The following is a 13,940-nucleotide window of genomic DNA, read 5'->3' as shown; positions in this document are numbered from 1 at the left end:
GGGAAAGTCAGCGGTCCGGATCGTTGATGCAATACCATTTGCTCTATCGATGTTGCAACAGCCTGAATCCGAAACGGTAGTCGAACTTTGGTCTGCGAGCATTCCCGGATGGGGCGGCGATCATTGATTCGCACTTAAGCGGCATCGATGAGTTTGCGTTGTCTGCTTGGGTTATGGATTAAAAGGAAACAGCAATGGCACGATGGCGAGTGTCGCAACAAGAATTAAGATCTGCAGCGGCACGCCCACTCGTAGAAAATCACCAAAGCGATAGTTCCCTGCTCCCGCCACAAGGGCGTTGATCGGTGACGCGATTGGCGTGGCAAATGCTGTAGACGCAGCCAGGGCAACTCCCATCAATAGTGGATAGGGAGAAACGCCGAGTTGCTCGGCAAGCTGGAGTGCGAGGGGAGCTATCAGCACGCTGGTCGCGGTATTCGAGATTGCTTGACTCAGTAACGATGTGACCACAAAAAGCAGCAACAGCAGTGCTGGTGGACTCGTTAGCCCTGGTCTTCCCACGATCACGCTAGCGACCAGGTCGAGTGCCCCGGTTTTTTCCAACGCGGTTGCGAGCGGCATGACGGATGCGATCATCACGATGCTCTCCCAATTAATGTTTTGGTAAACGTTCGTTCCGCGAAACGCTCCGGCAATCACCATCAGGGCGGCGGCTACGAGGACGGCGGTCACGTTGGCAGCGATGCCTGTACTCATCGCAATCAGCATTCCGACAAGGATGACGACTACCCAGCGAGCCGTGGGGGTCAGCGGCGACTCTCGTTGTTCTTCCTGTTCGCTAACCAGCAGGACATCGTTTCGAAATTTTCGCAGCCTCTTCAACGCGCTTTCATTGGCGGCAATCAAGAGTGTGTCGCCGGCGCCTAGCGTCGTGTCCGATGTTCGAGTTTTGGCTGGCCGATTTCCAGCCTGCAACGCGAGCACCATCGCTCCGTAGATGCGAAAAAAGTCCACGTCGCGAATCGTCCGGCCGATAAGCTCTGATCGCGGCGGAATAATGACTTCGGCGAGATGGACCTCCTTCGGTAATACGGCTGGAGAAGCAACCAAATCCAACCTTGCTTCTCGGATGAGGTTTGTCACGGCTTCTTCGCTGGACGCCTTGATGAAAAGAGTGTCACCGGGCTGCAGAAGCGTGTCAGGATCACACCGTCGCACCACCTGTCCGCGTGAATTGGTGGTGGAAACCGCGAGCGCGTTGACGTGATAGGTCGTGCGTAGACTGAGGTCGCGCAGCGTTCGTCCGGCGAATGTTGAATCGTGCGAAACTCTGATCTCGCAAATCTGTCCGTCGACGCCATAGGTGTGAATGAGTTCTGGGCGTGAAACCAGACCTCGGTTCTGAACCGCATTTCCGGCATCCGTTCGTTTTGCCGGAAGCAGGTGAGTGCCAATCGTGCACATGAAAACGATGCCGAGAGTGAGCATCAGAATTCCAGCCGGGGCAAATGAAAAGAAGTAAAACGCTTCAAGTCCTGCATCGCGCAGTTCTTGGTTGACGACCATGTTTGGCGGAGTACCAATCAGTGTCAGCATGCCGCCAAGTGAAGCGGCAAATGCGAGAGGGATAAGAAGCTTTGACAGAGAGACTTCAGCTCGGCGGCAAAGGCTCAAAACGACCGGCAACATTACCGCTACGGTTCCAGTGGAACTGAGAAACGCCGACAGCAAGGCGCTAGCGAGCATCACGGTGACCGTGAGCCGGATAGTGGAGGTGCCACCAACACGACCGAGCCACCTTCCCGCCAGATCCGCGACGCCAGTTTCTAAAATGGCACCGCCAACGACGAAGAGTCCCGCGATCATCAGGACCAGTGGGTTGGAGAATCCCGCGGTCGCCTGGGTGGGCGTAAGTATCCCAGTGAGCAGAAGTGCCATCAGCGAAACGAAGGCAACAACATCGAGTCGAAACCGATCGAGCACAAAGGCAACGATCGTCGCGAGCAGAACGCACGTTACTATCCAAATGTCAGTTGTCATCCGCAAAGGTTAGCGAATTTTATCGTCGTGGACGAGGTAACCGGTGTATCAGCCAAGAACTCATTGCCCCCGAAAGTTGTTCGCATAAGCAGTTCGTTGAGAACTCACTCTTGTGACAAACGCAGTTAATTTCAGGTTAGATGCGATCAAGCATCACCACCTCAACTTAAAGCGGATGCGAGAACGCTGGACCGAGGAATGCATGCGATGGGGCTTCAGTCGTTATCCGAATTTAAAAAGAAGAATGGCGACACTGCTACCTGGTCGTGCAGCACCGATCACGAAGCAGTGTCCTCGGCATGTTGATCGAAGTCGCTCTGCTAAATGGCGAACGGAATCATTCAAGCCGGTGCCAAGCGTTTTGAAGTTGCTTGGTGCAGGAGGCGGACATACGACGTCGATGTGGTGATGTCGATGTGGTGATGTCGATGGGGGGCGATCGTGACCAAGATCATCGAGCGAGCTCGTGTAGAGCCATGGTGTAGGCTGTTCAGTGACTGCTGAGGCTTTCTGCGTACCGAACTGAAGGATGATCATCCTGTTCGCGTGACGGAAGGGTCTTTCGATGTGCTCGAAAACCAAGTGAGACGAAGTTGCTACGTGTCGATCAGGTCATCGGAGGGCACGTGGCCGAAGCCACGGGACAGCATCTTCACAATTGGAAACTTACTGACCCAGAATCCGGCTTAAGCGGAGCCGAATACACTTCGAAGAAATCCAAAGCGGACTCGAAAATGTCCACTTCAGACTATTGAGTGCTTCGCGTTACCGCCGAAGCAATGACCCCTACGGGACTCGAACTTTCCTGTAAAACGCTGGTAATACGACGATGTGTAGTGGAACTGACCCAAAATCCGACCCAGTCATTCCTCAACAGTCTCGACGACTTAGTGATGGATGCCGATTCCGGACTACATACAGATTGAGATTTGTCGAAAGATTAAGTCGCTAATCTCTGGAAATCAACTCTACCCGCCCTACCGTCCAGTCGGTGGAGCTGGACGTTCCGGTCGGCGTGAGCATCGCGATGACTATATCTACCGCGGGCAGTTGGACGGTGATCCTTGGCGGTTGCTCCCTCGCAAGAACAGCCCTCGTCAGCTGCATGACACCTGAACCGACCAATAGCATGCTCAGCTACTGACAGGGATGGTGCAGCAAATTGAAACCATGGTAGGTCGCATGATTCTTATACGCACAATTTGTCACGCGTGACACGCAAATTGCAAACTGACGTTCATAGAATGGCGGCTCTGATACTCGGTGGTGAGCAAACGTATATCGCGGTATAGGGCAATGCATTCTCTGCTCCAGAGGCGGTCGCTCGGGTTGGCAGCTACCAGTCTGATTTGATGAAGTCTTGCTGTAGCGTTTCGCTGATACCACCCATCGTCGATCAAGATCACTACAATCGAAGGATGGGCATGGCGTGATGGTGGGTTGCAGACAGGTTTTGATTGCCTGAACTCACCAATTGAGTCCCACTTCGTTGGCAACTTAGCGTTCGTTTTTGTTAGTGCGGAGTACCACCTTCGTCATGAAATATCTGAAACTCATTCTCGCGTCTGGTTTGTTTGTATTCGGAGGGTTGCTTGTTTGTGCTTTCGCGATGACTAATCTTGCGCCGAGCCCGGTTACTGCCGCCAAGGCTCACTCGATTGAGCATGGCTGGGCTGCGGACGAACTTACACTGACCGGGTTTGAAACATCTGCCAAGATTAGTGGTAGCAACGGCACAGTTCTCCTCAAGGGCGAAAAACCTGATCGACAGAACAGGATTTGCGTTGAGCTCCGCAAACCACTGTTTGCAACGGGGTGGCAGGTTGTTGGATACGACGAGTCTCATGAACCAACAGACCGATCCGAAGATTGATGACTTCGAGGCCCCAACCCTACCTTTCGGAGGATCGGAGTTGAGCATTTCGGGCTGTGGTAGTGATCTTTACCTCATAAGCACGTAGCAGTCGCGAATCGTCATCGCTGACGTCCTTGGCACCGTCACCTCGGCAGCAAGTCGGTGTCTTGATAGAATCCCCCTTCTGACCGTAACGAAACAGGATTGGCGCATAGACTCGATAGTGTTTCTGTGATTTCCAGCGATCCTCACTCCGAAACGGTGTTTTGTCTGGTTCGTTTTGGATGTCAGTTCCTCATACTTACCAATGCCACGACAAGTTGGTTGAAAGTTGATTGAGTGTTGTTTCGCCGACGTTTCGTATTCTTGCAGCAGCAACAGAATCACTGCGAGACTCAGCGATGACTCTCGATGTTCTTTCCCATTCGCCTGCTAAGGAAGCCTCCAGAACTACTGGTTTCACATTCCAAGATTCCTCGACTTCGATCGGCGAGCGATTACAAGATCAAACGACGGCCGTTCGGCTGAAGATCCACTGACCCGGTGTTCGCAAGACCCTGATCTAGAATCAAACACGGCATGCGGCTGGTGCGTTTGATGCCGAAATAAAGTCGGTTTCGGAATCCAAGAAGTTTCGCGACACGCGTCATCCCGCTTTTTTGCCGCAACAACCGTTCGTTAGCAGGCGGCTGAGTGTCCGAAGGTTCTGTTCGATCCTATCCCATCAATGAGCCACCGGAGTACCTACTCCGAGTAAGTCTGCAGCCCTAACTATGTGCCCGCGTACCGACTCGCGTCGATGAAGCGGTGCGACTTGCCGAACAGGCCTTCGCGGATGAACGATCACTGATGGTCAGTCAACGGGCTGAGCGTCTTCGCGGCGACGCGGTAAGGAAGTTGACTTTCTTCCTATTCGCCCTTAGCATCTCCGATCCCCATAAGACGATCCCCACCAGACGAGGGGATACTTAGAATCGCCCTCGTCTTACCTCTTCCTTGACTGCCAACGGAACTAAGATGCTTTTTGACCGAAAACTGCAACGGTCGACGTCCACTTCCATGTCGCGACGCCGATTACCGCGCCGGCTGAGAACGGAAGTGCTGGAACGCCGCGAGTTGCTGGCGGCGGAAGTCTTTGAAGCTCGCCTGGACGCTTGGATCGCCGATGGGGAGGTTCGTTTGACTGGCCCGGAGTCCAGGGAAGCCATAGTTCAGGTCGGCCAAGTGTTCGATCTGGCGGTCTCTTATCGGGATCTAAGAGACGGCGGCCATGGGGCGTTTGCGTTTGGCGTTGATCTGGCCGCCAGCTTGCCTGATGCATTGACGCCGGCGCTGACCGAAACTCAGCGTTTGGTAGTGCCGTTATTGCCGGCCGATTTGTCGCGTGGTCGTTGGGATGTCCGTGTCGGAGATGCGTTGACGCGGATTCCGATCGAAGAATTTCGCGACGATGCGGCCGCCGCATTGCAGTCGGCGCTTGTGAGGTTGGGCTATGGACCGGAACAAGTGGCGGTGCGGCGATCCGGATTGGCCAGCGGCGAGACGCTGTTGGAAATTCGCTATCGCGGGTCCGGACTGATCGGCGTCGATGTTCCCCCGCCGTCGCTGAACTTGATTGCCGCGACAACAACGAATCAGCAGGTAAGGATTTCAGCGACGGTCGAGTCGATCGACGCCAAACGTGCCGATGGCAGCGTCAATCCGGCTGCGGTGGCGGCAAATTTGATCTTCAACGGTCGTGAAGCGTTCGGTCGGCAGTCTTTTGAAGCGGCCGTAGGCGGGCGATACGATGCGACGTTCGGATTGGATGAATTGACCGTTGTGGGCGGTTGGTCGACACCCTCGGCGGTCGCGGGCCAGTGGATCGAGGCGTTTCGGATGCCAGTATACATCAATCGACCGGTCGCCTCACTCGACATCGCGCTCGACGCGGCGGAGGCGCCCGATGCGGTCCTAGCCTACGGCGATGATCTGGCGGTTGCACCGGAGGCATTGGGCTTGAATGGTGCCGGGTCCGCGATTGCAATCCAAGCGGTCGGGTCGCTCGATGACAGTTTGATCAACGAGTTTTATTTCTCGGCCATTGGTGATTCCGGCCGGCGTGGTTTGTATGTCAGCGACGGAGTGACGACGCGGTTGATCGCCGACGAATCCAACGGTGTTTCGCTAAATCCCGCTGAAATGGTGTACCACGCCGACCGTCTGTACTTCACCGCCGCCGATGGTCGGGGCGGACGTGAATTGTTCGCCACCGATGGAGCGTCGTCGGTCAAAATGGTGGCGGATTTAAGCGGCACGGTCTCGTCGAACCCGTTGCATTTGACTGTGGTTGGTGACGACCTGTACTTCACTGCTCGGCGGATCGATGAGCAGCGGGAGTTGTATGTCCTGCGTGGTTCAAGTCAGCGGGTCGAGCCACTGGGCGATTTGAACGAGTCTACTTCGTCCCAACCAGGCAATTTAACCGCCGTGGATTCACGCTTGTTCTTCACCGCTGTCGACAGTGACGGCCAGCGGGAGTTGTACGTATCCGACGGCAGCGATGTAGGGACTCGGCGGGTGCATAATATCTCGGGTTCAATGAACTCGGATCCCGCCGACATGGTCCCGTTTGGCGATGAACTCTTTTTCACCGCCAACTATGGTCAAGACTCAAACGGTCAAGTTTTGCGGCGTTTGTATCGTACCGATGGGACCGCATCTGGAACGCGAGTGGTGCTCGATGGCAACCGCGGCGGACCCAATTCGAATCCTCGTTCGTTGCTCGTCTTCGACGATCACTTGTTTTTTATTCGCACCGACGCTGATGGCGTTGACCGTATGTACCGCAGCGATGCGGCGGGGTCGCCGGCGGTCATTCCGTCCCTGGCCGGGGTCACGGAGATCGTTTCGACCGGCGCCCGATTGTACGCCGCTGCAAGTCTTGGAAACCAAACCGAGTTGTATGCGGCTTCCAAATTTGATTCGCCAATGACGCTGGTTCGCGACGTTTCGGGTCGGTTAAGTAGCGATCCTCGGAATTTGACGGCGATCAATCGGCGATTGGCCTACACCGCCGCACTGCCTAGTGGCGAGCGCGAGTTGTTCCATTCGGCCGGCACCGCGCGATCGACTTCGTTGGTCGCGAATCTAAGCGCCACAACGTCGGCGGATCCCTCATTGTTGACCGCAGTGGGGAACCGTATGGCGTTTCTCGCGGAGGATGAAAATGGGAAATTTGTCTTGCACTTCACCGGATTCCGCCGCGGCAACACGGTTGCGATCGAATCCTCGCTCCAAGGACCGTTCCAGCGTCCCTCGCAAATCGTCGCTGGCGGTCTGGCGAAGGACCAAATTTTTGCGAATCGTACCGGTTCGCGGAATGCCGCGGGACCGCTGACGATTGCAACCCCGCCGGCCGCAGCCGAATTTCAAATTGCGGCGGATACCAATGGTGACGGAACGGTTTCGGCGATCGATGCGTTGTTGGTCGTCAACTCGCTTCGCCAAGATGCGTTGTCGTTGAGTTCGCCAATCTCCAGTGAATCGAGGTTGGTCACTTCGGGCGATATCAGCGAGTGGCAGGAAATTGTCGGCAGTGATTCGCAGCTCGATGTGAATCAGGACGGAACGGTTTCGGCGATCGATGCGTTGTTGGTCATCAACTCGCTAAGAAGCCAATCTTCGGCGATGCCAATTGAAGCGACCCCCAAGATGGAATCGGCCGCGGTGAGTCGCTCTGCCGTCAGCTTTGTGACCGGTGGCTATTTTGCAGATGGTGAAGGACCGTTTCAAAATGCGGGTAATCCGATGGACGTCGATGGCGACGGAGTCGTTTCATTGCTCGATCCGTTGCGACTGATCAACGAACTTCATCGTCAACAGGCGTCGGCCGGGGGCGAGGCATTGGCTGGAATGGCTCTGGATGTCTCGGGCAATGGGCGATTGGAACCCCGGGATGCGATTCTTGCGTTGAACGAATATCGCACCGCGCGGTCCCAGATCGCGGTCGCGCTGTCCCACGACACAGCGGAGCACGATGACACACCGTTGGACAGGCGGACGCACGACTTGGGCATCACCGGCGGGATTAGCCGCACCGATTCACGGGCACTGTTCGTGTCCCTGGGGGACTCGGGCGATTGGGTGGACGCGTCAGCACATGTTGGCGCCGACGGGCGATTCGAGATCACCGACGCGGCGCTGCGGAGTCTGCTGAGTGATGCGGTGCCGCTTGGACAAACCACGGTGCGGGTTGCTGGCGATGCGGCGGGTTCGGGGATCCAGGAATTGACGATCGATTCGCTCAATCGTCCGCCGCGGATCGAGGCGGTGCCCAATCAAACGATGACTTTCGGCCAAACCGAACTCATTATCCCGGTCACCGGCTTTGATCCCGACGGTGATCCGCTGCAATGGTTCGGTTTCGCGACGGTAGAAAATCCGCTGCACCAGGTCCGCGAAACGTATGGACTGCGTGAGGTCGGTGAACAGTATTTCAATCTCAGTGGATTATCGGAAAAATGGTTGTTTAGCGATAACGGGCAGGCTTACTTATTGATGCCGAACGGCGATATGGTTCGCTGGGCTGGCGACTATGAATCTACCGCGGTCCGCGAAACACTGGAGGCATCGTTGGGGACCGAGGTCTACGACGATCCGACGCTATTGACGCTGGCCGCGCCGCGGATCGCCGCGTCAGCGTCGGTGACCGTGACCGACGGGGCGGTCACGATCACGCCGCAAACCGGATCGGTCGGCACGATCCGAGTCACAGTGCTGGCCGGTGACGCGGAGAATTCCTCCGCCACTTCGTTCGACGTGACGATCGATCCGCCCGACTCAGCAGATGCGAGAATTTTCAATTCGATCGAGTCAATCCGCCGCGCTGCATCGGATTTGGAAATGGCGGATGTCCCCGAATTCATCGCCCAAATTGATGTGGCCCTTGTTGAGGGCGAATTTGACGACGCAGCGTCGGCTTCGTTGCAGGGACTTCAGCGTCAATTGGCAACGTTGCACAACCAATGGTTTGCCAACCAAGACGCGGCCGACGCTTGGAATGCAGATCAATTGGCCGCCGGACAGCGAGATCTCGCTCACACCGAGGCGATCACAGCGGAGCTGGACCAGTTGATCGATTCGTTCGAAGCCGCTCTGGTCACCCAGGCTTCAAATTTGGGCGTTCCACAAAATCCAAACCCTTCGCTCGCGCCGATCTTTGTCACCGGCGTCGCCGACGGGCAGGTGATAACACTGGTTCCCGGTCAGGAGTTGTTGCTGGATCTAACTGCCATCCATCCGACTGGGTTGGCCCATTACCAATACGAAATGCTCAACCACGACCTCAATGATCCGGCCTTGGGCTACATGATTCGTAACAACCGTGGCGAATTTCATTGGTATCCCGATTCAGCCACAAGCGGCGAGTATCAATTTCGGGTGACCGTGGAAACGTTACTGCCCAGCGCTGCAAGGTCGATCGAGTTCACCGTCCGCTTCGCGCCGCCGCCACAACCGTCATTCACCACCCGCGTCCATCCTCCGGTGATCACCGATGGCGGCAATGACCGCGTTCGCGTCGACGTGATCGACGCATCGGTTCCCGGCGGGGCGCTGGGGCGGGTCGATATCTACCAAGACACAAACGACAATGGCGTATGGGATATGTCCGATATGCGTCTGGCGACCGATGAAGACCCGGTGGGCGGTTGGGGCGATGATGTCAAGCCGGTGGTTACACCAAACCAAACATCGATCCGACTGTTCGCCAAGTCACGGGCGTTGGGGTTCACCGAATTTGATACCGATGACGTAGGCGTCGTCGACATCGCGGTCACGCCGACGTTGCGACTTGATGCACCTGCGCTGGAAGTTGCTGGTCCAGTCGAGTTCTTGTACGCATCGTGGGCTCGGGAAGACCGGTTGATCGCGAAATATGGTGCAGGCAACGCGGTCATCCTGGACTATGGTTCTAGTGGCATAGTCGCTCGTCGTTTGACGAACGTCACCGCTGCAAACGGTGGCACGCCCGTGGGTGGACCAATCTCGTTGCCGGTAACCGGCCGGATCCAGGGGACTGAAACGATGAAGGTCGTGGCGGACGCGATGGGTAATGCGTTGATCATTTCCGAAGGTTCAATACAGCAGACCGACGGCCAATACCTCCCTGCGATCGTCGGCATGAGGCTGCCGGCCGGCGCGTCGAGTGTCGAGGCCCCAGTGGTGTTGGCACAGGCCACGGCAGAGGACGGTTTCAGCGACTTGGCGGCCAGCGTTTCGGTCAATGACGCAGGCCAAGGCGTGGTGACTTGGCAATCGTACTTCTTCCCCGAACGTACCTATTTCCGTACGCTTTCAACGCTAGACGCCCCTCTTACTGGCACACTCGGGAGCATTCAAAGACTGGACTTTGCCAGCGAAGACGGCGCCGGTGGCGAATTGGATGTCGTAGTGGTCAACGACGCCGGTGAATTTATGATCGCTTATACCCCATGGATCGTTCGCGGCAACGTCGCCGACCCAGCGGGTTTCCAAGTCAGTGCTGGCATCGACTATCCCTCGCATGCTGGAATCCTGCCGGATGGTCGAGGTGTATTAGTCGACGACGATGCAATTTACACGACCGACGACCAGGGAAATTTGATCGGGACGCCCTACCCGGTGCCCGGATCGTATCCCCGCAGCTTCGAGATCGATGGAAATGACATCACACTCCGCTGGGGCAACAACCCGATCCAGTCGCAACGATATTCTTTTGGTTCCCAGCAACCGGTTTCGTTTGCAGCGTCACCCATCGTTGTCGGACTTGGTGGCTGGAACGCCGGCGGCTTGGATTCGGTCGTCAGCGCTGATATTCAAGTGAGTATTCAGGGCGTCGGCGATGCCAACCCGACGCCGCTGGCGGTGTATTTGTCTCACGATGATGTGATCGACGATTCAGACCGTTTGATTTCATTGACGCAAACACCCGTCCTGGTCGAAGGTCAAACCACGACGCTCAATTTGCTCGTCGACGTCCCCCCCTCCGAAGATCCGTTTTGGAATCATGGCAACACCGACCTACGGTTAATCGCGTCGTTGCCCAATAACGGCCAGCAAGCGACGTCGACGGTTGGCTACGTTAACCTAGATCCGGTACAAGCGTTTGTCTCCGGAACTGCCGTTACTTCATTTGATGTCGCGCCGACGCCATATTTTCCGGCGCCGCTTGGTGCTCGAGACTGGATCGATCCCGCCGTCGCCACGGACCAGCTCGGTGCCGCTGCGACCAGCAATGTCGACCAAATGCGATTGATTGGACGTCAGTTCATCGCTGCGGCCGATCAACTAGCGGCCTCGACGCAACCCTGGTCGCCGCTGCGAAATGCAATCGACTCGGTTGCCCGAGATATGCAGGCACGGATCGATGCCCTGTTGCTGCAGACATTGTTGCCGATCCAAGCTCAACAAGCCGCCGCCGACTCTGCGCAGCAGCGACTCAACGAAACCATCGCGGCAGCCAACCGGGACGCTAATGAAGACCTCGCCGGGCCGTTGGCATTGGCTAAGCAATTGGTCGACTCGCGAGATTCCCGCTTGGACGAGATTCGCGCCAGCCGTGCGACGCGAATCGTCGACACCCGCAATCGTTTGTCAGCGTCGATCGCCACGATCGATGCCGACTTGGCCGCCGCCAACGCGTCGGCCGAATCGGTCGAACGCTTGGAGCAACAGTACGGCCCTGGCGGGGTGTTTTCGTTATACCGTCCGGCTGGCGAGCATACCGCTTTCGGACTCAATCCTCTGAGCGCCGCAGTAGGCTGTGCCAGCGATCCGCTGGCCTGCGGACGCGATCTATATCGCCGCGGGGGGGACTATATTTCGACGCGCTATCAAACCGTCCGCGACGCCGCGATCGAATTGCGATCACAACTCGTCGATCAACTCGATCACATCGCCGCCACGGTCGGATCGGAAATCAATCGCGCAATCTCGCGGGTCAATTCCGAAGTCAACTCTGCCGTAGTAGCCTTCAACGACCTACGCCGTGGTGTGCTTCGAACTCGTGACGAATTCATCGCGCAGGCGGAGGCCGAGTATCGTCGGTCGATCGATGAACTATCCTCCGTCATGGATGAGGTGACGGACCTTCGAGCGGCAGCGTTGCCGGCCTTCGAGCGTGTCGGACAGATCGGCCGCGATGCCACCGATCGGCTGCGAGAGGCCGGGGGAGTCATCGACTCGTTGCGGAATTTCGATCCACAGTCGCTCAATCCAGTCCTAAATTCATCAACCTCGGCAAGTTTCGATATATCGCAAACCTATTTCGTCGACACGGTGATCGGTGGGATCGTTGATTCCCTTGACCCCGCCGTCGCCGGGGCAAAGTCGTTCGCGGGAGAAGTGGCGGACTGGGTGACTTCCACCGGTGGCAGGGAGTCTAATTGGACAAAGAAAGAACCGTTGATCCTCGACGGGTGGACCGCCCAGGACGCCGCAAAAATCGCCACCGAACCGGTGATCGCGTACAGCGTCAAGAACGATTTTACGTTTGCAACGAACCTGCAAAACGCATCGACCTCGTTCGAAGTCGAGATAGGAGCCGGCCTGTCCTACGACTCTCGCAAGTTGTTCGAAATTCTTGAGGGCAAATTGTCAATTCCTGATTTGGATCCGATCGAAGCGATCTCAGCCTTCTCGCCAGTGAGGCCGGTGATCACGAACAACTACGAACAAGTTCGTGCCGGCGTGTTTGATGAGTTCGGCGGGCAAAACGTCTATTTCTCTTCGCGGCGATTCGTTCAAAAGATGGGCTTGGGAACCGCTGTTGAAGCAGCTTTCGAAACCTTTAGCACCGCAGGTCAGCAGGCCGAGGATGCGTTTCGCGACTTGGCCGATACGCTTCGATTGGAAATGAACGATGTTCTGGCTTGGTTGCAAATCCGCGGCGAGCAACAACTCGATTCATTGGTACCCGACCTAATGCGTTCGATTCTGTACGCTCAACCGATCGTCTTGCCGCACATGGAAATTCGATGGACGCCGGTAACGTTCAACTACGAATTGCAGCTCAATCCGGCAATAGGGCAACTTGCGTCGTTGGTCGAACCGGTCAGTCCGGTCGATTTCGAGTATTGGGCTCAGCAACTCCTTGCTGGCTTACCGCTGGACGTGGATGTCAATCAGGGCGGCTTCGCGATCATCTGGACCGATCCAACGCCCGGCGATTCCACCGATCCATCAGCTATCGACGCAGATGTCGATGGCTACTTAGACGAATTTGATTTCGATGGTTTCAGTGGCGAACTACTGGATGCCCGCCGAATGTCGTTGGTTCTGGCCGACTTGATCGGCGACGTGCCCGACGAGGTTGGTCAACTGCTGCAATTGATGACTAGCCAGATCGCGGGGGCAAGTCAGTTCGAAAACCAATTCGCCACTCGCATCGCCGATGCGTTGGGAATTGACCGAGATCTGATTCAACTGAATCGCGATCGTGGCGAGGTGATCATCAATCTGCTTGGCACTTCGGCGGCCACTAACCTCGAATCGCTGTTGAATCCGATCACGTTTGGTAATCAAGGCAAAGCTCGACTAACCCGCATGGAATTAAATCTGACCAACTTTTCGATCGACATCGCTGGCACTTTATGTCACGAACATTCCTGGGGCAGCATTGCCGATGTGGTCGATCGCTATGTGTCTTAGTCCAACGATTGCGAATTCATATTGAAACGAAGAAATGCACTGTCGTGGAGTAAGGTGTCGGTTTAGGGGCGGTACTGCTAGCTTTCACTGGCAGCAAAGGCAGACGACTCCCGGTCGTATGTATGCGGCATCTGCTTTTAGAATTGCAGCTAAAGAACGCGGAAGCGACCGCGTTGAAGCAAAGCGTCGCCCCGCGAACATTGCAGCGGTTGCTCGAGCAGATCAGGTGGGACTACGTCGAAGACCATCGGTTCGGACCTCTTTCAAAACATTTGTTGCATACCAGTTTTGGGAAGGGTTGGATGTCGTACCTGATGATCCAGGACGTTGGTGACCTATCGCAAGCGGCAATTGTCAAACTGCCATTCAACTTCGCAACGGGCATCATGCGTGGACGCGTGAACCCGAAAGACGG

The 13,940-nt window shown here is 56.2% G+C and carries 4 protein-coding genes; 3 read left to right on the top strand and 1 reads right to left on the bottom strand.

Annotation, left to right across the window (positions count from 1 at the left end):
- Window positions 1-171 precede the first annotated feature (171 nt).
- Window positions 172-2,001 (bottom strand): SLC13 family permease, encoded by a 1,830-nt coding sequence (locus Pla22_RS24855; RefSeq protein ID WP_146517612.1) that lies wholly within the window; start codon window positions 1,999-2,001, stop codon window positions 172-174.
- 1,537 nt (window positions 2,002-3,538) lie between these two features.
- Between Pla22_RS24855 and Pla22_RS24850 the strand changes: the two genes are divergently transcribed.
- The 3 genes from Pla22_RS24850 to Pla22_RS24840 form a co-directional block, all read left to right on the top strand.
- On the top strand, window positions 3,539-3,874 hold the full coding sequence (locus tag Pla22_RS24850; protein WP_146517611.1) for a hypothetical protein: 336 nt from the start codon (window positions 3,539-3,541) through the stop codon (window positions 3,872-3,874).
- Window positions 3,875-4,915: 1,041 nt separating this feature from the next.
- Entirely contained in the window at window positions 4,916-13,525 is an 8,610-nt protein-coding gene (locus Pla22_RS24845) for a dockerin type I domain-containing protein (RefSeq protein WP_165440822.1), read from the top strand.
- A gap of 122 nt (window positions 13,526-13,647) precedes the next feature.
- The coding region (locus Pla22_RS24840) for a hypothetical protein (protein WP_146517609.1) at window positions 13,648-13,940 on the top strand (293 nt) is incomplete at its 3' end.

It is taken from the genome of Rubripirellula amarantea, from assembly GCF_007859865.1.
GTDB lineage: Bacteria > Planctomycetota > Planctomycetia > Pirellulales > Pirellulaceae > Rubripirellula > Rubripirellula amarantea.
This window is presented reverse-complemented; position numbering and strand designations above follow the sequence as displayed.

Bases quoted from the DNA above. Each gene is read 5' to 3' on its own strand.
- Pla22_RS24855 (WP_146517612.1), bottom strand. From the start codon at position 2,001: ATGACAACTGACATTTGGATAGTAACGTGCGTTCTGCTCGCGACGATC.
- Pla22_RS24850 (WP_146517611.1), top strand. From the start codon at position 3,539: ATGAAATATCTGAAACTCATTCTCGCGTCTGGTTTGTTTGTATTCGGA.
- Pla22_RS24845 (WP_165440822.1), top strand. From the start codon at position 4,916: ATGTCGCGACGCCGATTACCGCGCCGGCTGAGAACGGAAGTGCTGGAA.